At 43.6% G+C, this 20,614-nt stretch carries 23 protein-coding genes; 4 read left to right on the plus strand and 19 right to left on the minus strand.

Annotated features, from left to right (window positions below; all coding sequences use genetic code 11):
* Positions 1-466 precede the first annotated feature (466 nt).
* The 14 genes from F8S12_RS20860 to F8S12_RS20925 form a co-directional block, all read right to left on the minus strand.
* Positions 467-733: a hypothetical protein gene (locus tag F8S12_RS20860; protein WP_196518013.1), complete on the minus strand. Its 267-nt coding sequence runs from the start codon at positions 731-733 to the stop codon at positions 467-469.
* 131 nt (positions 734-864) lie between these two features.
* Positions 865-1,182 (minus strand): tyrosine-type recombinase/integrase, encoded by a 318-nt coding sequence (locus F8S12_RS20865; protein WP_196518015.1) that lies wholly within the window; start codon positions 1,180-1,182, stop codon positions 865-867.
* A gap of 14 nt (positions 1,183-1,196) precedes the next feature.
* Positions 1,197-1,766 (minus strand): tyrosine-type recombinase/integrase, encoded by a 570-nt coding sequence (locus tag F8S12_RS20870; protein WP_196518017.1) that lies wholly within the window; start codon positions 1,764-1,766, stop codon positions 1,197-1,199.
* 215 nt (positions 1,767-1,981) lie between these two features.
* Positions 1,982-3,754 carry an RICIN domain-containing protein gene (locus F8S12_RS20875; RefSeq protein WP_196518019.1) on the minus strand — a complete coding sequence of 591 codons (1,773 nt, stop codon included), beginning with the start codon at positions 3,752-3,754 and terminating at the stop codon, positions 1,982-1,984.
* Between the two features lie 130 nt (positions 3,755-3,884).
* Positions 3,885-4,205 carry an antibiotic biosynthesis monooxygenase family protein gene (locus tag F8S12_RS20880; RefSeq protein ID WP_196518021.1) on the minus strand — a complete coding sequence of 107 codons (321 nt, stop codon included), beginning with the start codon at positions 4,203-4,205 and terminating at the stop codon, positions 3,885-3,887.
* A gap of 327 nt (positions 4,206-4,532) precedes the next feature.
* Positions 4,533-6,377: a hypothetical protein gene (locus tag F8S12_RS20885; protein WP_196518023.1), complete on the minus strand. Its 1,845-nt coding sequence runs from the start codon at positions 6,375-6,377 to the stop codon at positions 4,533-4,535.
* Positions 6,374-6,919: a hypothetical protein gene (locus F8S12_RS20890; RefSeq protein ID WP_196518025.1), complete on the minus strand. Its 546-nt coding sequence runs from the start codon at positions 6,917-6,919 to the stop codon at positions 6,374-6,376. Before F8S12_RS20890 ends, F8S12_RS20885 begins: the two co-directional genes overlap by 4 nt.
* A gap of 25 nt (positions 6,920-6,944) precedes the next feature.
* A complete protein-coding gene (locus F8S12_RS20895; protein ID WP_196518027.1) occupies positions 6,945-7,661 on the minus strand; it encodes a hypothetical protein in 717 nt (238 codons plus the stop codon).
* Between the two features lie 12 nt (positions 7,662-7,673).
* Positions 7,674-8,117: a hypothetical protein gene (locus F8S12_RS20900; RefSeq protein ID WP_196518029.1), complete on the minus strand. Its 444-nt coding sequence runs from the start codon at positions 8,115-8,117 to the stop codon at positions 7,674-7,676.
* A 95-nt stretch (positions 8,118-8,212) separates the two neighbouring features.
* Positions 8,213-8,407 (minus strand): hypothetical protein, encoded by a 195-nt coding sequence (locus F8S12_RS20905; protein WP_196518031.1) that lies wholly within the window; start codon positions 8,405-8,407, stop codon positions 8,213-8,215.
* 11 nt (positions 8,408-8,418) lie between these two features.
* A complete protein-coding gene (locus F8S12_RS20910) occupies positions 8,419-8,655 on the minus strand; it encodes a hypothetical protein (RefSeq protein WP_094346457.1) in 237 nt (78 codons plus the stop codon).
* A complete protein-coding gene (locus tag F8S12_RS20915; protein WP_196518033.1) occupies positions 8,652-8,897 on the minus strand; it encodes a hypothetical protein in 246 nt (81 codons plus the stop codon). Before F8S12_RS20915 ends, F8S12_RS20910 begins: the two co-directional genes overlap by 4 nt.
* Complete coding sequence (locus F8S12_RS20920) at positions 8,894-9,127, minus strand: hypothetical protein (RefSeq protein ID WP_069073853.1); 234 nt, start codon at positions 9,125-9,127, stop codon at positions 8,894-8,896. The genes F8S12_RS20915 and F8S12_RS20920 overlap by 4 nt, the downstream gene beginning before the upstream one ends.
* A gap of 3 nt (positions 9,128-9,130) precedes the next feature.
* Positions 9,131-10,246, minus strand: a complete 1,116-nt coding sequence (locus tag F8S12_RS20925) for a ParM/StbA family protein (protein WP_196518035.1) — start codon at positions 10,244-10,246, stop codon at positions 9,131-9,133.
* Between the two features lie 224 nt (positions 10,247-10,470).
* On the opposite strand from F8S12_RS20925, the gene F8S12_RS20930 reads away from it, so the two are divergent.
* Both F8S12_RS20930 and F8S12_RS20935 read left to right on the plus strand, forming a co-directional pair.
* Positions 10,471-10,722, plus strand: a complete 252-nt coding sequence (locus F8S12_RS20930; RefSeq protein ID WP_196518037.1) for a hypothetical protein — start codon at positions 10,471-10,473, stop codon at positions 10,720-10,722.
* Between the two features lie 550 nt (positions 10,723-11,272).
* A complete protein-coding gene (locus F8S12_RS20935; RefSeq protein WP_331001422.1) occupies positions 11,273-14,209 on the plus strand; it encodes a plasmid replication protein, CyRepA1 family in 2,937 nt (978 codons plus the stop codon).
* A gap of 346 nt (positions 14,210-14,555) precedes the next feature.
* Here F8S12_RS20935 and F8S12_RS20940 read toward each other — a convergent pair whose 3' ends face one another.
* From F8S12_RS20940 to F8S12_RS20955, 4 genes are all read right to left on the minus strand, one after another.
* Complete coding sequence (locus F8S12_RS20940) at positions 14,556-15,263, minus strand: hypothetical protein (protein WP_196518039.1); 708 nt, start codon at positions 15,261-15,263, stop codon at positions 14,556-14,558.
* Between the two features lie 138 nt (positions 15,264-15,401).
* On the minus strand, positions 15,402-15,566 hold the full coding sequence (locus tag F8S12_RS20945; protein ID WP_196518041.1) for a hypothetical protein: 165 nt from the start codon (positions 15,564-15,566) through the stop codon (positions 15,402-15,404).
* 132 nt (positions 15,567-15,698) lie between these two features.
* On the minus strand, positions 15,699-16,136 hold the full coding sequence (locus tag F8S12_RS20950) for a hypothetical protein (RefSeq protein WP_196518043.1): 438 nt from the start codon (positions 16,134-16,136) through the stop codon (positions 15,699-15,701).
* Positions 16,137-16,304: 168 nt separating this feature from the next.
* Positions 16,305-16,520 carry a hypothetical protein gene (locus F8S12_RS20955; RefSeq protein ID WP_196518045.1) on the minus strand — a complete coding sequence of 72 codons (216 nt, stop codon included), beginning with the start codon at positions 16,518-16,520 and terminating at the stop codon, positions 16,305-16,307.
* A gap of 60 nt (positions 16,521-16,580) precedes the next feature.
* On the opposite strand from F8S12_RS20955, the gene F8S12_RS20960 reads away from it, so the two are divergent.
* The gene (locus F8S12_RS20960) at positions 16,581-17,087 is read left to right on the plus strand and encodes a plasmid mobilization protein (RefSeq protein ID WP_331001423.1); all 507 of its coding nucleotides are present in this window, start codon (positions 16,581-16,583) and stop codon (positions 17,085-17,087) included.
* 2 nt (positions 17,088-17,089) lie between these two features.
* Positions 17,090-18,622 carry a relaxase/mobilization nuclease domain-containing protein gene (locus F8S12_RS20965; protein ID WP_196518053.1) on the plus strand — a complete coding sequence of 511 codons (1,533 nt, stop codon included), beginning with the start codon at positions 17,090-17,092 and terminating at the stop codon, positions 18,620-18,622.
* Positions 18,623-20,059: 1,437 nt separating this feature from the next.
* Here F8S12_RS20965 and F8S12_RS20970 read toward each other — a convergent pair.
* Positions 20,060-20,446 carry a pentapeptide repeat-containing protein gene (locus F8S12_RS20970; protein WP_196518055.1) on the minus strand — a complete coding sequence of 129 codons (387 nt, stop codon included), beginning with the start codon at positions 20,444-20,446 and terminating at the stop codon, positions 20,060-20,062.
* Between the last annotated feature and the right edge of the window lie 168 nt (positions 20,447-20,614).

Raw genomic sequence — 20,614 nt, forward strand, 5'->3', positions numbered from 1 at the left:
AATTGAAGCCTTATTAACTAAACAGAAAGAATCTGCACTTACTTCAGAGGAAGAAAAAGAATTAGATGAATATGAAGAATTAGACGATTATCTGAGTTTGATGAATCGCATGAGCAGAAATGTATCGCTAACTCAAAACCAAAGCGAATTATAGGGAATTAGAGATTTGTCTGCGAATCGTTACATTAGACCTCTTGCATAATTATTTTGTGGTATCATTAAGACTTTTATAAAAAATGCATATCAAAATCTATACTGAGAACCTATGTTCCCTCATTAGTATTAGTATGTCTGATTGAGATAGAAAGCATATTTTTAAAACGCCCTATTGCACCATGAATTATTTTTGCAAGAGGTCTATTAGTTAGTGAAGCTACTCAAAATCAAGTGCGACAACGAGCCGCCTTTCTGTGCGAATATTAGAGCATTCGCCGTTTTGCAATCAGAGGAATTGATCGGGTGAGAGTTAGGAGGCAAGTAGCGAGGGTGTAAGAGGTGGAGCAGGAGTAATGAGTGGAGGTGTTGGGGTAACTAGAGAGGGTGTAAGTGGTGTAGACGTATTCACTATTGAATCTAAGGTTCCATCTGGCTTATAAGTCTTGATTATTATTTGACCACGCTCATCAACTCTTGTTATCACAGTTCCTGTTTGATTAGTACCACCAGTTATTAAAGAAGCTTCAGAATCTGATAAGATTTCAAAACCACTAGAGATTAAAGTTTCTATGTTCATATCAATTAAATAATTTCTCAATCAAGTGAACAATACCAGGAACTTTTTTTCCTGTCAATCTAATTCATGGGTAGTAGTCCACTATATTCTCCGCCAAAATCCAATTCTAGGCAGTTTTTTGCGCTCGCTAATTAAAATGGCTCAGACCATCGCTTAACTAAAACCTCTCCAGAACTCCTGTCAGGGCTTACGTGCAGATATTTACTCGTGGTATCCAAACTTGTATGCCCAAGAGTCGCCTGAACCAAATGCACCGGAACACCTTCATCTAATGCGTGGGTAGCATGACTGTGCCTAAACCAGTGCGCTGAAACATTCATGGCATTCTCTAATTCTGCTGCTGCTGCCGCCCTTTTCACCACTCGGTCAATGTGGGAAGGAGCTAAGGGTCTACCCGTCGCACTGGCAAACACAGGTGCATCCTTCAATGCCTCACCGCGCAGTGACATTTCTCTCTAGTAGTTCAAAAATCCAAAGCAGAGATCGCGTTTTGCTTCTGCTTTTCAGTTACACCCAGATATCGCTCCAAAGCTGCCAAAGTCCGATGTCCCGATATCTCCTGAATGTGGCGCAACGGTATCCCGGCATCGCTCATCCTGGTTAATGCAGTCCTCCGAAAGCTGTGGGTACTCACGCCCTCAATGCCCAACCGCACACAGGTATCTCTGAGGATTTTATCAGCACTAACCTTGTGGATATGCCCTAGCCCATGCCGCCCCGGAAACAGAAACTCCTTGCGGCGGTTGGGGTTGTACTCTTCTAAATACTGCTTGAGCTTGGGATGCACTTGGATTTCCCTGGTGTCCCGCTTGCCTTTGGTGTTCACGCTGCGTAATACCAAAACTCCTCTGACACCGTTGCTGCCAAACACGTCTAGAACCGCCAAAGTACAGGCTTCGTTGATTCGGCAGGCCGCGTAAAGGCACACGCCAAACAAAGCGCGATCGCGTGGGTTGACAAAGCCCTCGCTAAATAGGACATTAATTTGATCGGGTGTGAGAATCTCTGCCCTGCCGAATCGGTTTATTTTCATAGGTTCTAGCCTACATTGTCTAACAGTAGAAACACAATCTAAGCGACCGAAAACCTATATATTCCGTGAGCGATGACACCCGATTAACCCAGACTTATCAATCAGCACGAAACCACGATCGCTACAACCCTGATTATTCCGTTGGCTGATAAAACCTGCTTATGCTTGCAGCACGTTGACCACTTGCAGGTATGATCTCTGCTCTGAAGCGACTGCTATATAGATGACCAGATGGTGTTACCATTCTGAGCAGTAATGACTAAATCACCACTATCCCTTACGATTAATCTGCCTCCAGGTTTCATAGTGTTTGATGCCCAAGTAGGAACGTTCTCCTTTGCATAGGTAACAAAATTACCATCTTCCTGCATACAACATCGCCATGCACCTAGTTGTCCTTGCCTCGATTTCCATAATTCCTTGTTCTCGGCTCGATCAAACAGAACTAAAACACCACTTTGCTCATAGGTAAGACTTATTTTCCCATTCATTGAGAGGAGCTTTTGACCAGGTTCTAGAAATTCATCAGGAAATAGTGTATCAGTGACTAAACGCCATTTCATGGCGATATTTTCATGATCTGGGTTACGTCCTTCTGCATAAACTCTAGAACTGTCAGAGTCCAAAGCAAATCCCTGATGCAAATGTCGTAAGATAAAGTACCCACTTGGATTTTTTGTCAAAATAGGTTGCCACCTTAGATGAGGATTATTATCATCCAGTTTGCTCAGGTAGACTCTTCCGTTATTAATACCATCTAAAACTAAGCCACTTTCTTGGTGCTGAAATATGAAATAGATTATTCCATTTTCATTCTTCTTAATCAGTTTCCACTTTTGTGCTTTTCCGTCTAGTTTTACATGACGAAGTTCCACTTTAGCTCCCGTGACCTCACCAAATAAACCGGTCGTCTCGATTCTATCCCTATATTCCCTAACCTCTCGGTTAGTTAATAATCCATTGAGAAAAATCTGGGGCATTCCCTCTTTGTTTCCTTTAGCCTTAATATGATATAACCATTCAAATGGCTTTACTTCACTTAAAGCATTGCCATCTTTATAACCAGTCAAATATTTTTGATCTGGAAGATGTTGCAACATTATAGTTACACCCTGACACTCATCAAATTGGCGATATATTTTTTTGGCATCCTGTACAGTTGCGATTGCATAATAGTGCGAATCCAATATTTTTTCATCTGTCGGCTTCATGTCAACATCGTGTATTTCGATGTACAAAGAGTCTGGAGATGGATAGATTTTATTGTGTTCTTGAGCTTCTTGCTTAACATTTTGCTGCAAACTTATGGCTAGTACTAGATAAAATGTGCAGTGTTCTATTAGAGAATCTAATTTATTACAAAAATTGAATACATCAGGATAGTCTTCTAATAATAGAAATGCATAATATTCAAGATAACTTTTATTAATAGGTTGTTGTTTAGAGGTGAGATGAAGCAGCATAGATTTAACTTGATAGAGAATACCATTACTGCTCAAAAGATTCTTGTATGAATTTCTTTTATTGATGCTATCTTTTAGCGATTCTTCTTTGTAATCATTATAGTCTTCTAAAAGATTCTTTATATTATTTACACACTTATTGTACTCATTAAATAATTGCGTTATGTGAATGTCGCTAGTTTTACGTTTGATTATGTCTAATGATTTTTCTAAATTGGCGGACAGTTTGTTTAGTTGTTCATCAATCTTATCAACCTTTCTTTCTACATAACCACCGAAAAGCGACTCGCTCAACTTTTGACCAGACTCACCACCATATTCCTTAAAAGCCTGTTTTAGAGCCACTTCACCTGCTTTTTCTGCAACGGAAGCAAGAACTTTAGCAGCAACATTACTCATGACAACAACCACCCTTTCAATATTTTTTGAATTCCTTGTCAATGATAGTAAAGTATTTATCTCAGTGACATAAGTAAAAATACTGAAATAATCCACATTGATATTGAAATTTATAGGTGTTGGCATCACCGTGGTCGGGTAGCAGGACTATATGGGGTACAGCCGGGAGGTACTTCCCGGTGTTGGAGAACGACCAATTTCAAGCTGCAAAAACTAGTTAGTAATCCCGCTTGCCCTAGCCACTCAAGCAATCGCATCACTTATTATGCTTGTGCGAAGTACCAGCAATTTCGACAAAAGAGCTATAGGCATGGGAATCATTGGAAATAACACAAGCAAACAATTCCGAATTGTACAAGTCCTGAACGCCTGGAATTTCCTTGATAGCGGTAAACTGTTCTTGATTTTCCCAAAGCGAAATAGCGGTTATTTTAGCACCGTCCGAGCTTTTTAATAACCGAGCAGAAATATATCCAGGGTGCTGTTTCACAACTGTTCGATATACGTCCTGGATAGCTTGAAGTAAATCTTGTTGTTTGTCAGGGAGAATTGTAAAGACATCAACAAATGTAATCATTTTGCTTTCTTATTGGTTGCCGAGTGCTGATGACATTTATTTTGCAGCTTGTCAACTCTGACTGCATCGGTAATATATTATCAAAAATCAGTCAATCTCCTGACTTAATGATTGATTTTTTGATACTAACTTTGAGTACGGGCTAATTTCTTATTGGTGTCCAGCAGACACGACTTAGACACCAAGTGTCTGAGTCGTGTCTGTAGTGCTATCTGCTAATGTCTATACTGCATAAGGTTTTCATGGTTTTTGTGTCTGTGGTGTCCGATGAGGAGTGTCCGCTAAAAAAGGGCGTTTTTGGGGCTAGACACCAGACACTAATGGCAGTCAAATTTGATTAAGCTTGATAACACCCTCGCCTATCCAGTCTGCTAAAGATGCTCCAACAATTTCGTACATCCAGCCCTTGATTTGCTCAACACTAAATCTCTCACCGTTCACTTTAAAGTTGCCCTTAAACTCTCTTACATCAGCTTCAATTCGTTCAGTTCTGGTGAGATATTCATACAGTTTTTGCGCCATTGGTGACAGTTTCTTAGGTTCATCTTGGGTGTCACCTGCTTTGTTACCAAGATTGAATTCCAGTTCATAGATGCGCTCTAAAGTGGCTTTATCGATGGTTGGCGGTTCATTAACTGTTCTAGATTCATCAAACCAAAAATCAATTCGCTTGTGGTCAAGTTTAGGCAGTTCAATATCAATCCATTGCCCATGCCCAGGTAATTTAATCCTACCCCTACCGCTAGCTTTAGCTTCTGTGGTGATTGGGTCAATCGTTGCGATTAGTTCTACTTCTAACAGTGCCGCATCTCGAAGTTTTGATAATCCTTTGGCTTTAGCTAAGATTTCCATTGTGCGGTCGTGAGCTACGAACAAAGGAATCATTAATTGCTTGCGAGATTCAGTCATGGCACAGCGAAACCATTTACCAATAAAATCAGGGTCGGGCTTCCATTTTTCATCCTCACAATCGTCTGGCATTGGCTCAGTTATATTATCTGTCCAGGTCGTAAACTCCTCAGCGACTACACAGAAATGTTGGTTTGTGTCTCTTAAGTGTTGCGTCCATTGCTCCTCAACCATTCCGCTTTCACGATAGGCTTTGTAACGGCGGCGCATTTGTGCCATGTACCATTGCATAAAGTCGGCTATTTCCCTGTAGCCAGTAATCAGGTTTACCCCTCGCCATTCAACCTCAGTACCATGTGGGTCAAGTACAAAAATTTGATTCCAACCGGCTTGACGCTTTGCCCAGATAATCTCTCTGGTAGTCCACGACTTACCCGCACCCATGCCACCAAATATCAAAGTGGGGTAGCCGATGGTGTTGTTAATCCAGCGATATTTGTCGCCGTCTGCAATCGCTCCTGGCTCAGATCCAGTAACCTTGTCGTTCGGGTCAATCGTCCCCGCTAAAGTCTGACTCCCTTGCAAGTAAGGTGTTTTCATCTCCCGCAGTTGCTTAATGTACTCCGCCTTCTGTTGCTCGGTCATCCCCGCCGTTTGCGCTTCAAAAATCGCCTCGGATGCCTCCATTTGGGTAACTTCAATTTCCGTGTGGGCGTAAATCTCGGCTTTTTGTATGTCAACAGTGCGGTCATTGGCGATTAGATCCAAGTCGGCTTGTAATTGCACTTCTGCGATCGCAACGTCTCGGTAACTCTCTAGTAGCTCGGAACGTGCAGCCATCTCTGCTTTTGCAGCATCCCGTTTTTGGGCGATGTCTTCAAAAACTGCTCTCTGCTTCTCCTCATCCTGGCAGTGCCTCAGCATCCACCCAGCTAGAGCAAACCCCAGGAATCCGCCAAACGCCCAAAACGGTTTGCATGGGTTGGTCGCTTTCACCAGCCCATTAACTCCGGTTGCTGGGTCACGTACTACTTGGCGCGTCATTCCAGACAGTTTCCATTCTTGCCAGTAGAAGGGGGTCATGCGAAACGGTCGGTTATCTTTATCCCGGCACACCAATGTTTTTGAAGGGGTTTTAATGCAGAAGTAGATCCGATCACTGCTAGTTCCCTGCCACGCCATCGCCGCCGATCCAATACCCACAGTCAAACTAAGCCCAATTGCAACAGCTTTCTTGTCCATTGTTAGACCACCAAACCACAACATTAAACCCGACTGTTGTGACTCGGATAACTGTTTATGTTTCTCAGATAGATAGTTCATTTACCTCTCCTACCACCAAATAGAAAAATCATTAATATCGCTAGAAATATGCCCACTCCTGCACCATCCATCCAACTTGAAGATTCAGCAGTTTTTGGCTGATACACCTTTTCAATAGAAGTATTAGCTGTACTAGTAGAAGTTCTCGCTTCATTCCACTCACTAATGGGTTCATTGAGGGCACACAATAGGGCTAATGACGCACTGCAACCAGTCATTAAATTAGTAACGAAATTATTAAAACCTTCACCTGTTGCAGTGGCAGTAAAATACAGGTGTGCAGTACCAACAGCAAGGAACATTCCAACTGGGTGAACTTGTAATAAATGAAAAGTGAAAATAACTGCACTGTTTAAACAACTGCCAGCGACAATCTCACAAGCATTACCAGCACGTCTAAATGTCCGACCTCGGTTATTTTCTGGTAATGGTTGCGGTTGTGATGGTTGCTCAATTTTGTGTTGTTGTGGAGTCTGTGCCAGCCCTTCAAATGAAAAAGGGCTGACGCTATGAGGATCTTCATTTCGTTTCCTTACTAGCATCAGCCTGTGTCCTTTCAACTAATAGTTATCGGTCGCCCAACTTCTGCCACAAGTTACCCAACATTGCACCCCAACCGCGAACTGTTCCTGTTGCAGAAACACTAGACGCTGGTGCATGATTTTGGGATTGAATTGGTATCACTTCCTGGGGCGTTTGATTCGGCTCTAATGCTCTTGAGCCATATCTTGCACGGGCTAAAAGTTGCTGGCGTTTCTCTCTCAGCCCTGTTGTGATTGCCTGCCGTTCTGCTTGCACAACTTGCCTGTTTTCTATGCCGCTTATCTTGTTTTCATGTCTCCACAATTCGGCTTGTAAATCGTGGTGCAATTGTGCTGCCACTTCTGCAAGTCCGTGCTTACGTTTTTGGTCAATTCGCAGGAGGTCGGCTCTATCTTGGGCATCTATTTTACTCATATCGCTGTCAAATTCAGCGTTAAGTTTACGAATTTTGGCGATAGCACCCGCAACATGAGAGCCGTATTGTTTACGAAGTTCGACCCAGGTAACTTGTCCTTTGGTCAACTTCTCCATCGCCTCAAAAACCACCTTGGCATTATCCAGAAATGGCTCTAATCGGTCAGATAATTCTTGGGCATTATTGGCGTAATCGGCAAACTGTTCGAGCTTATTTATATCTGAGAGATAGCCCAAAATATCAGACTCAAACCCTCCCCATGCTTGCGCTTTTTCATCAATATGGCTTGCATGACCAACTACCGGATTACGTATTGCAAAGTCCATTGCGTTATTCTCCTAATAAGGTATGTTGTCGTAGTTGATATCACTCGACTCTTGGGGCACTTCATCCCAATAGCCCATCTCTTCAAATCGGCTATAAATTCTCGCTGCCAGTTGCCTTACAGGGTCATCAAAATCATCAGAAATTAAATCAAATCTGTTGGAGCCAAACGCCAATATATTTGCAATGTCCGCGTCAATGCCGTTACCCAAGAATTGACCAAATGCAGCAGAGTATGGATGGTCATCAATGGTTGAATGAGTCGCTAAGAATTCAGTTCCGGTGAAGGGTGGGTAATCTTCACTCTCGAATATTAGTGTGTCAAGTGCCTCAATATCTGCCGAAATCATTGCTGCCCATTGTTCAGGATTTTCTACTTTGAATTGCTGCTTTCTTAGGGCAGAGTCGGTCAGGGGTGAACGTCCCCAATCATTAGGATTTTTGTAGTCAAGTGTCATTTGTTAGAATCCTTAAGTACTTTTCGTTTTGCGGCGAGAGATACATCCTGATTAGGCGATCGCCAAGCTTGCCGGCAGATGCGATCGCTTCATCATCAGTTTTCACAAAACTCAACAAGTTCAAAAACCTCCCTCTGCACTTGGTTTTGGCTTAATTCTTTTCGTCTGCCCTTTGAGTCATTGAATATGAAAGGTTCATTGACTCGACAATTAGACCGATGGCTGTAGCGCAGTTGTTGACCACGGAATTCGTAGAGGTGGTTACGCTGTAAGGCTGTCGTTGAAAGCATAAGTTTGTCCCTCAAACCTGCGAATAGAACTCGATATTTAGGATTGCTTCGTGAATCTCCATCAAGGCTTGGACTGCATCACCTATTTTTAGGTCATTCGATGTACTGAATCGCTCGGACGCTTCGATTTGTTTGTAATTTGGAGATGCTTGCACAAACCTAAGAGTCTGTTCGCAACCGAGGAGAATGGTCATTATTTCAGTGGTTGTTAGCGATGGTTGTGTCTGCATGGTGTCTTGGTCGCTCATGACTTTTTCCCTTTCCTTTGGGTTTTCATCGGTGTGGGTTGGGGTTCTGGCTGATTACTTGGCGCTTCTGGCTGGCTCGGTTTTTGTAGTACATAGCTAATTGCCCCTGCACCTCCCACAACTGCGGCGATGGTAAACATATTGTTTCTGCCAAGCTGCTGGACTCCGAAATAGCCAAGAGCTAACGCTGCTGCTGTTGCACCGATGCCTAAAACCGTGTTTCTGAATGTGGTTCTGCTCATGCTGCCCCTTTAAAATTAGTGACCATTGCGCTAAGTGCCGATTTATTGGGCTGTGTAGATTGCGGTGTTTCAACTTTGGGCGATGGTTGCACATTGCCATGTTGAAAAATCAGCTTCTCTACACCTGCTGATAATGCTTGTGTCGGTGCATCTTGGGGTAAATCAAAAATCTTGCACAATTCAATTACTGCTAGGTAGGAGATGGTTATACGCCGAGATTCGTAATTCATTGATTAAGCTCCTCTTGCAATTTGAGTTAATAGTTTCAACCCCAAGGCATTGATGAATTGGGGATTATTCAAGACCACAAAGCCTAGACCGGCTAAGTTTTGATCCACCACTGGCAGCGAAACACCCCCACCCCAGGCGACAAGGTATTTAGCGCGGTCTAGATAATTACCAGCAGTCACAAAGTTGGCGAATTTCTCAATCCTGTTACTCCACCATTCGTCTAGGCATTGGCTGTACTCGGTTTCAAACTTCTTACCTGTGAGGTGGTTGCCGCCATAAGTGAAAGTGCCTTCAATAATCCCCTGGTTCACCAAACTGGGCGAGTGCTTCACATCCTTGGACAGCAGACTCACTCGGTCGTTTCGTTTGTCGAGCGCTTCTGCAATCATGGTGTGCAGTTCACCCGCTCCACCCTCTATGAGGTGTCTGTCAATCACTGCACCGCTCCCGTTAAAGACAGTCACCAACCAAGTGGATGAACCGATATCGAGTGCGATCGCTAATTCTGAGGGGTCAAGCACCAGAGATGCTTCACCGAATAAGCAATGGGCAATGCTTCCAAAACCTTCGGGATAAATGCCTGTGACTACGATTTCAACTGTCTTGGTGACAATAGAACGAGTTACAGGGTGCAGATGTTCAAAGGTGTGAGTCCCTGATACTCTGCGTTTAATCTCTTGGCCCCAGCGTTCGGGGTTGTGATTGCTCAAACTAATTGAAAGCTTGACCCCATCGGGAATATTCAGAACGGCTAAGTCTGCAAGGATAGACTCAAGTGCCAGTTCTGCTTTTTTGGCTTTATCTTCGTGTAACAGGGTGTGGTCAGTTTGAGCGATCGCTGCACTGCCCCAGAAAAATTGAACATCTTTTAAGTCAAGCCGCGTTCCTTCTACATAACGTACCCATGCCCCATCTTTTGAGATGGTTTCGTGGTGCATGATGTTGCGGTTGCGAACAAGTGAGTATACGGCTGGCATCATGATAGAAAAATCACCGATGATTGCCTTCCCATACCCTGCACCTGAGTCTTTTCCGGCGATAAGGTCAGTTAGCCCGGATTTGGCTAACAAGTCTGCCTGAACTAGCCAGTTTTTGGCATTGGTGTATGTCGTTGTCATGGTTCAGATGATTGGTGAAAGTCTTGATTTTCCTGGATTTGGAGAATTTAGAGGCTAAATCGCTTTAAATCCACATATCCAGTTGGGGGCAAGCCATAGCATCACTTTCCGGCAACTCTAGCCTTTGTTGGGTGGCGTTTTTTGGCTTGATGATGATATTATAGACCAACGTTCACCCGTTATAACGGGTGAACAAAAAAATGTTTTAAAAATATCGTGGGAGAATGGTAGAGCAAACTATTGAGACTGATGATTTGGGCAGGAGAGAAAACCCTGATTATTCTCGTATTACAGGACTTGTCAAGAGAGACTTAGCCCGAAGGCTTCGTGTTTTTGTTGCATCTACAGAAACTACAATTTCAGAAGTGGTAGAAAAGGCATTGCAAAAATATCTAGATGAAATGGAGGGCGAAAGGACTAACTCAGAAGGAAACAAGCCTGAAGAGAAAACCAAGAAAACTAAGGGCAATACATGACTAAAACTCCAGAAGGCTACCACCCCAACGTACAACCACTATCAAGCAGGCTTGTTAAGTAGCGTTACGGAGAATTCGTATTCAAGTTGGATGTCAAGTGTTCGATTGTTCTGTAAGATCAGGCAAGTACTGAAATGAAGCGTACACGGAGGTAAATATACAAAAGTATCAAAAGATAGATGGACAAAAGCGCCACTAGCTAGTAAGTAGTGACGCTTTATCCGAGGTTTAAACTCATATTCTATTTACTGGAGCCGGAGAGGGGATCTCAAACAAACCAAAGCAGTGGCCGAAAAGTTGGAAGCTTAGAAAACCACTGATTGGAAATGAGATTTAGTCCGTGCTGCCTTCACACTATTATATCGATAGCTGTGGCAACTTTGGTGTGCTTCTGTTGGGAGATTTTGGCTAAAAAAGTCATCAAATCTTTGTTTTCAAAACCAAAATTGGGCAAAATTCGAGCAATACAGCGATTTATGTAGATATAAGGTATGGCAGCGCGATAACCCCCTCCAAATACTGAAAAACAACGTATTTGAGGGAAAAAGCTGTGAAAAATAGTAACTGTGGGCTTCAACAAATTGAAGTTACACAGAGGTACGAGATCATATCCCGTCCCTCTGACATAGAAGCGCACCATTGGAATGAATGGTTAGCCAGTGCTGTTGACCCTGGAATTATTGCGCTAAACGTGATTTCCGTATCGGGTACTGCCGCCTACGATTACCTGTTCTATGGTCAAAACGTCCCCCGCCGTAACGATGGACGACTCAGAGACGGGGTATTGAAGAAGTATCGCCACATCGAAGGACTCAACTGGTGGTGCAGTGGCGTTGACCCGCTTAACGATTATAGCCCCATGATGTGGGGCGGCATGAAACCCGATCGCCCCAGGCGCGACCTGAACAAAGTTCTTAAATTCATCAAGTATGAACATCCGTTGCGAGTGCCAACACGGGCATTCTTCCTGGCAGTACCAGATTACATCTGGGAGAGTGTAGCCGCACGATATGACTTGCCCATCAGCGATGAAGATAGGGCATTAGGCTTTTGGCATTGGGTATGGAAGTACAACATCCCAGTTGTGATTTGTGAAGGGGCCAAAAAAGCAGGGGCATTGCTTACTTTGGGCTATGCGGCGATCGCCCTTCCTGGGATAAACAGTGGCTACCGCAATCCCAAAGATGAATTTGGGCAACCGACAGGTAATTTACACCTAATTCCAGAGCTACAACACTTTGCTACCCTTGGACGTAAATTCATCATTTGCTTTGACCACGACACCAAGCCAGAAACAGTCCAACGGGTGAATATTGCCATTAGCCAAACCGCAAAACTGTTAACGAAGTGTGGCTGTCAAGTCTTAGTTACACAGTGGAGTTACCCTGAAAAAGGCATTGATGACTTAATCGCCGCTAGGGGGCCAGCTGTTACTGATGAAATTATAAAACTAGCACTGACAAAAGAAAAATGGCAGGTCAAAGAGTACAGCCGACTCTCAATTGAGGCGGCACTCGTCCTCAATCAGCGTTACCTGGGAGAATTGGCTATCCCAGAAACCGCCAAACTGATTTTGCTCAAATCCCCTAAAGGTTCAGGTAAAACACAGTCATTTGCCGCGATCGTTCAAGAGGCGATCGCCAACGGTCAACCCGTTATCCTGTTATCGCACAGGGTACAGTTAGCAAGTGCGATCGCGGATCGGGTAGGCATCCCCTACATCACCGAAGTCAGAAACAGCGAAACCGGGATTTTACTTGGTTTTGCGCTGTGTGTAGACAGTTTACACCCCAACGGTCAAGCCAGATTTAACGCTGCCCACTGGAAAGAACCCTTAGTGATCATTGACGAATCCGAGCAGGTGATCTGGCACTTGCTCTCTGCCAACACTGAAGTTAAGAAGCATCGGGTCGAAGTCCTCAACCAACTTTCACAGTTGTTCAAAAATGCCTTCGCTCCTGGACGTGGTAAAGTCATCCTGGCTGATGCTGACTTATCTGATTTATCGCCAGAAATGGTTATGGGTCTGGCAGAAACCCAAGTTACCCCTTGGGTAGTCGTCAACAACTGGAAGGGTCAACCCTGGAACATTTACCACTACAAACAAACTACCCCGGTTAATTGGTTAGCTGCCCTGGAAGCCCACATCAAAACCGGGGGTAAGCCCTTTATTGCCGTTGATTGCCAAAAAGCTAAATCCAAATGGGGAACCAAAGTTTTAGAGGCGAGGTTTAAGAAACAATTTCCCGATCGCAAAATACTTCGTATTGACTCCGAAACGATTGCCGACCCGCAACACGAAGCTTACAACTGCATATCGAGATTAAACAAAGTACTGCTGGAATATGACATTGTGCTGGCCTCCCCATCCATCGGCACAGGGGTCAGCATCGACATTTGGGGGCATTTTACCAGTGTTTGGGGATGCTTTCGGGGAGTAGCACCAGAAAATGCCACTCGCCAAGCCTTAGCCCGTGTCCGAGAGGCGATACCGCGTCATCTTTGGGTAGCCAGTCATGGCTTAGGAAAGATTGGTAACGGAGCAATTAACCTCAAATCCCTGTTAGCCTGTGAGCATAAACGCTTTCAAGCTAACTTGAAGCTGCTACAGAATGCTTCATTGATCATTGACGGCGATGAAATCAACATTAATCGCACTGCCTTAAACGTTTTTGGCAAAATGGCTTGTCGCATCAATGCGGGTATGATTCATTACCGCGACACAGTGCTAGAGGAATTAGGCAACGAAGGCCATAACATTGTCGATGTCCATGACAACAAAATTCGCAAAAAGTTAAACAACGAAATCACCGCCCAAACAAATGAAGTTTACAACGGTGAATGTCAGGATATCACTGCTGCCGATACAACTACGATGACTGCTGCCAAATATGAGGCGCTGCAACAACAACGGGCTAAAACCACAACTGAACGCCACATTGAGCGCAAATATAAGCTAGAACAGCGTTACGGTGTGGATGTTACCTCGGAACTCGTCAAAAAAGACGATCGAGGTTATTACCCACAACTGAGGCTACATTTTTACCTGACCTTGGGCAGAGCGAAAGTTGCTGACCGCGATCGCAAACTGGGTGAAAAGATGCTTCTTGCCAAGAGCGCATGGCTACCAGACTTTAACGGTGGTCAACTTGGGCTAGTGATTCATGCCTTGGAACTGTTCAACATCCCCCAATTCATCGACGGCGATCGCGAATTCCGGGGAACTGATGCCGACCTCGTGCAGATGGCTAACAATGCCCTTAGAGTGAAGTGGCAGGTGAAAACCGTTCTGGATATTACCCTCAATGACAATGACAGCCCCATCGTTATCTTACGGCGATTGCTGAAGAAGATAGGGCTGAAATTAAAGTATCAAGGTAGAGATGGAACTGGCGAACGCCAACGAGTTTATCGTGTGGTTGAGGCTGACGATGGACGTGAGCAAATCTTCCAGAACTGGCTGTCCAGGGATGCAGCCCAGGCTTAACCACAATTGGCAACTATAAACAACAGTAAATAGCTGTGCGGCGTTGTAGCCAATAGACTACGGCTAGTTTTCTGATGCCTTGTTTACGTCTAGTACACGTTTTTAGAGGGCTGGTGAACTAAACTTCGGTGACAGTTGACCTACCAACAGCCTCAATATGCCAGTTTTTCGTCACGTCCACTAACGGTAATTAAATAGATAAACAGGTTTACTGGACAAGTAATACAGTCCAATGGCCATAAGCCCTCAAACCCCCAAGATTTTATATATAGTGTTGCGGCGGCTTGCTGGCACGGCTATCTAATGTATTGGCAAAATGCTTTTATCTTCCAGAGCTATTGCTCCCCTATTTACCTCTAGCAGTCACACCTTTCTCATAGTGCAAAGTGTAGACACCAGTACCGCGTAGCACTCGATACCACATTCCCAACTGAGAACCAGTAGAAAGTGCTTTAGTAACATTCATCCTTGCTGTCTTGAACTGTTCTTGTGGTAAATCGCCATAGATATCGCGGACAATTGCATCAATGTGCATATGCAAATCAGGACGGCGGCGCATCAGAATCAAAATGGCATTCTGTACAGAGTAGTCTTGAAATTCGAGCAGTAGTGGCAAAGAGGTAGGCTTTCTTTTAGTACCAAGTTTGGGAATGTCAGATATATCTATTTCATTTGTAGAAGAGTCCCCTGATTTGTCTTCTGTGATGGTTGGTTCGCTCTGGGAGGTTGGGGAAGTTTGCTCACCAATTGCTGAATTATTTATCGCTGTGTTTTCTTCAACAATATTTTGCTGTTCAAGATACTCATCTTTAAGATCATCTTCCTCAAGTTCAGCTAAATTCTGCTGAAGAAATGCTTGTGGTGAGTGTAAATTAGATAAACGTCTAGAGGTAGAATACATCTGTTCTTCTGTTGCGTATCCTCTGATTAGAGCGTCTAGAGCATTCATCTGATTGTGAACAAGTTTGAGGCGGCGTTCCAATTCAGCCGCTTCCAGAATGTAGCGTTCACGTTCTGCTTCTAAGAACCTAAGAATCGATGAATATTCAGCCATAGGAATGATTAATTGTCTTTGAGGTAACAGACTGGTGGAAAGTAAGGAAGTTTTTGTTCAAGCTCACGTGAGGGTGATTAAACAGAGAACCTATCGCTTTGTGTGTAAGCAGTGCAACTCTGTGGTAGAACGCATCTGCTACCCATCCCAACCAAAGTATTGTGAGCGATGTCGTCCACCAAAGTCTACATCAAACCCACCCGACACTCCTAAGTTAGTAAAATCTAAGGAGAAACTGCCCATATCTACAACTGATGATTTAAGAGTTGTTGGCGAGTGAAATTTAATCGTGCTTAAACTCATCAATGACAAACTCCACTAATGCTGCTTGTAAAATTGGATCACTATAGCAGTCATAATTCAGTCAGCTTATATTTCATCATCACTGTAAATTTTTGGCACAAAAGCTGACCTGTTTGGTTGGCTAGTTGGCTCTTATTTATCCTCTTGCTCCTGCGCTGCTGGCTGTTGTTTCTTGCTCTTGCTCTTCGTATTCTTTACAGGTGTTTCTTCAGCTGAGCTACTGGCTTCAACTTTTTGCTGATTTTCAGTACCCGGATTCTCTGACGTATTACTGTTGCCGCTTGAAGATGTCTTTTGATGGCGACGGCTGCTTTTCTTCACCTCACCCAATAAATATTTAATTCTGCTACCACTTAAATTAATCCCCAGACCTTTCAGCATCTCTGAGACTTCATCGTAAGTATAGCCATACTTATCAGAAGTCAGTTTCTCGATATACCGTCTCATTTTCCGAATAGCTTCTCTGTCTGATACACTATCCCGCTCTTTCGGTTTTATATCCTTCAAGGCAGTAATCGCCTCATCAATCTTGCTATACGTAATCTGACCAGAATCTTTTGGCTCAACCATTGCTATGAAATTAAATTGAGATCATAATTCCCTTATTTTCCACTATTTTTCAAAAAGTATAACTCCAGATTCTCAGATGGTTTCAGCTACGCTGGTTAGAATTTTCATGTCGGCGGCTACGCCGTTACCATTATTTATTAGATGCTGATATATTTCTTACGGCTCCAGCTACACTGTCGCTATGTTCCCCTGTTCTTGACTGTTGCTGACTGTAGCTAAACCACCCCGCCTACGCCTTAGCAGTAATTCAACAAACACTGATATAATTATGACGAAATAGCTACGCTGTTCTCTGACTTCATCCCACCCGAAATCACCCGAAACCGTCCACCCAGCTACGCTGTCGTCCCCTCGCCCCCAGTCTCTCGCTGTGCCTCCGTACATAGGTAGCACTCGACACCTCCCTACCCCTCCCTACCCCCGTATTTGGGCTAGAAGCAAGCCGTGCCTTTTGCCTCCGGCAAACCTCGCTTTGCTCGGACGACAGGCTTGCCAAAGGGGGAAGTGTCCCCGCTTTGGAAACCCCCTCTAAGACATCCCACAGTTATGCGTCCCAAACTTTCAAAAAACCTGCTTCGTACTAAGACATTAGAAGCTCGTGTCAACGCAATCGAACACGAGATGATTAAGCTCAAAGCATCAGACGCGGGACTTAGCATAGCGGAGTTAACGAGACGCAGTGTTTTACTAAAACCACTGCCCAAACGACTGAGCAAAATAACCCTAGCTACTTACCGAGAATTAGTCCGCATCGGCAGCAATATTAATCAACTCACTAGAGCTACTAACACAGCTATTAAAATGGGACTGCGACCACCCGCAGATCCAGAACAACTAAAACAGCTACAAGAACTCTTACAAAAAATTGGTCGAGAATTGTCCCAAATCGAAACTGAAATTATTGATGACGATGACATTGATGATGACAGTGATTCGGAAGACTGGGAGTAAAAATGATTGGCAACCAAACCAAAGGTAAAAGCTTTCGCGGACTCCTTGACTATCTTGAAAACAAAGAGGAGTCATCTTTAATTGGCGGCAATATGTTTGGCACAAATGCCAGAGAATTAGCCAGAGAATTCCGACTGTCTCGACAACTTAATCCAGAAGCAGAGAAAGTAGTTCATCATGTTTCGCTCTCACTAAGCCCAGGCGAACAGCTAGACAATGATACTTGGTGCGAGGTTGCCGACAAGTATATGTCAGAAATGGGCTACACAGCTAACCAATATGCCATCTACCGCCACAGCGATCGCAACCACGACCATATACATATTTGCGCCAGTAGAATTAGTTTGGATGACGGCAAGATTACCCGTGATAGCTGGGAGTATATGCGCTCTGAAAAAATCATTCGCCAGCTAGAACTAGAATATGGGTTGCAGCAAGCTCTAAGTAGTAAAGAGAAACTGAGCCGCGCTCCGAGTTCCGGGCAACAGCAACGATTTGAGAGAGAACAATTGGAGTATGAGCAGGGTGAGAGAAACACGCCGCCACAACAGCCAATCAAAACCCAACTAATTGAAGTAATCGACCGCGCCACAGTAGATAAACCGACTATGCCCCAACTGGTTGAACGATTGCAACTGTTGGGTGTAGAAGTTCGTCACGGGCTAACACGCAACGGTAAAAGTAAAGGCATCTCGTATTCCTGGAGTGACCAGAAATTTAGCGGCACTTCTTTGGGGCCTGCCTACACCTTCCCCGGTTTGCAAAAACATCTTGGCGTTGACTACCAAACAGAACGTGATGATGAACCTATTAATGAATTGCTGCTCAAACCTGTTAAACCACTCCCAGTTGAGCAGTTAGAAAAACTCTTTCAAGATATTGAACGCAAACAACAACAGCCTGAGTTCACCCCACCACCAGAGGATAAAGTTCTTTGGCAAGTGTTGCACAAGTACTTAAGCGAGAAACGCTATATACCAGATTATATTGTGCAAGGATTACATGGTAATCAGTTGCTTTACATGGATGAGCAACGGAATATTTTGTTTATCAAGCGTAATTTAGATGGTGAAAAAACTGGCGCATTAGTTTGGTCAAAGCCTAGAGAAAATCATCGCACTGTGGAGTATGACCAAAACACCTCTACAGCTTATGGTTGGTTTTATCTGAGATTGGGAGGGCAACCTACGGACAAGGTAGAAAACGTCTTTTTGTGTTCTACACCAATTGATGCGATGTCAGCAGCTACCTACCTGATCTCAAGTTGCAAGGGACTACCACCAACTAGAACCATGTTGATAGTAGCTGATGACCCGAATAACCTACCTATGGAATTTCTCAAGAGTTTCAATAGGGTTGTCGTAGCATTCAATAATGATGAACTTGGGAATAACGCAGCTAGTGCAGTATTAGAATTGTTGCCACAGGGTAAAAGGCTCAAAACCCATAATCCTGATTGGAGTCAGGAATTAGAAGCTCATCTCAGGGAGGAGCAACAAAGGCAAAGACAGCAGGATCGTGGTTTTAGCTTGTGAGCCACGCAGAGCGTAGACCGAACTCGTTGCCGCGATCGCTCCGCTTTAGTTTTTACTAGCTGGGCAGTTAAGAGAGCAGTTTTTTTGAAGTACAGTTGCAACATAAAAGTATTATATATTCTCAATAATTTTAGAGTTATTGAGAATGAGCAAGTTTGATAAAAGTGGCTAAAAGCTAGTTGGTGTATGTATTAAATACCAATTTTTTGGTCAAAGCCATGTTCTAAATAGCAGACATTTTGTAGTGAATAATCAAAGTTTCCTGACAGCTATAACAGTTAAAGGCGTGTATAAGCTGTGCAGAATAGCAGACATTTTGCACAGGAATCGGGGTTTTAGGTGCAAAATGTCTGCTATTTGTAACTGTGATTAATCAGACAATTTCACTACTTAAAACAAGTTTCATCTCTATTGACAAGCGTGGAGATTGTAAAAGGAACAATTTCTATTCAGGCATGAAGAAAAAAAATCGGATGTTAAGTAGGCTAGGTTAAGCTCTAGAAAGAATTTTTGAAGCACAATTGCAACATAAATGTATTATCAATTCTCAATAATTTTGAAGTTATTGAGAATGAATCCAGCGATCAAAATTTGCTGTAAGTCCTAGTCAGTAAGCATTACGCAAGAATTTTTCAAGAAATGTCTTATGCTCAACTGGTAGCAGTAGGTCTACTCTATAGCTACCAGTTGGGGAATCATCAAATTTTCAACAACTCGCTTTTTTATTACTCAACTGGTAGCGGTGTGTCACCAGTTGAGCTACCCAACAGCTACCACTTGGGCAAGGTATTTAGAACTACTATTTCAATACTTATAATCTACATAAAGCCTATGTAATAAGTGGTGTTTACAAGATAGCTTTGGTGTAACTAAAAAGTGGAGTGCAGTTTTTTGGTTACAAATGTAGTATAAGGTAATATGAAAAAGTAGAGTTTTGCTCAAGAGTTGATTCTAAGCAATAATTTGGCTTTAGATGACGCGCAAATACTCATTTTTGATCCAAAAGGTGTGAGCGTCACTTGGAAGCCCTACAGAAATTCTCCGCCTAAATACTCCCTATTGCTACCCGCAATACTCATTTTTGTATCAAGTATTGTTATTGTGTCTAGGCAGACAATACTGTACTGAAGATAATTTCCAGGTCAGGTTTGATCACAAGAAAAAGAATTGCACCTAGTGGGCGAACTTGGAATGAAATTCTTATTGAACAGCAGCAGCAAGAAATGCTTAAGCAGAAGCAACGCTCTAGGGGTTTTAGTCGGTAATAAGAGCGTTGACCCGACGAACTCGTTGCCGCTTCGCTCGAATCATGCGGTGGTAGGGACGGGCATTAAGATACTGGTTGGGCTGACAAGATCCACAAGCCCGCCCCTACCACTCCGCGTTGCCGCATGATTCGCAACGAGTTCTTTTTTCTTGGAAATAGGGGTATGAGAATCATCCTTCAATACTCTCTTCGACAAGAATATCGCCATTACCTACAATAGTATTTTGGAAATAAGCTCCGTGAGCCTGACCGAAATCACTGAGGTAAGACCCTTTGAGATTAGCATTTTCAAATCTGGCGCAAACAGCGTCAGCATCGGTCACACTAGCCCCTTCCAAGTTAGTACCAATGAACTTAGCCAGACTCAATTCGGCATAGCTGAGATTAGCCCCACTCAAGTTAGCTCCACTCAAGTTAGCAGCCAACAAATTAGCTCGACTCAGATTAGCCCCACTCAGGTTAACTCCGCTCAAGTCAGCCTCTTGCAAATTAACCCCACTGAAATCCCTCTCCCCAGCAGCATATCGCTGGAGCAACTCAAGGGCCGTTATCTTCATCTACTGTCCTTTGTATTGCAGAATTTACCATCCTATTTTGGTAAAGTGTATGCTAAAAAATCTTTTTTAAGTGCGATCGCACTTTTGGATGTCGTTTTTTGAGGGGAAGACGACATCACACGCTTAAAGGCTGTCTGAAAAGAACCAGCTAATCGTGTTAGGCAACCA

Source organism: Nostoc sp. WHI (assembly GCF_015714725.1).
Classification (GTDB): Bacteria; Cyanobacteriota; Cyanobacteriia; order Cyanobacteriales; family Nostocaceae; genus Nostoc.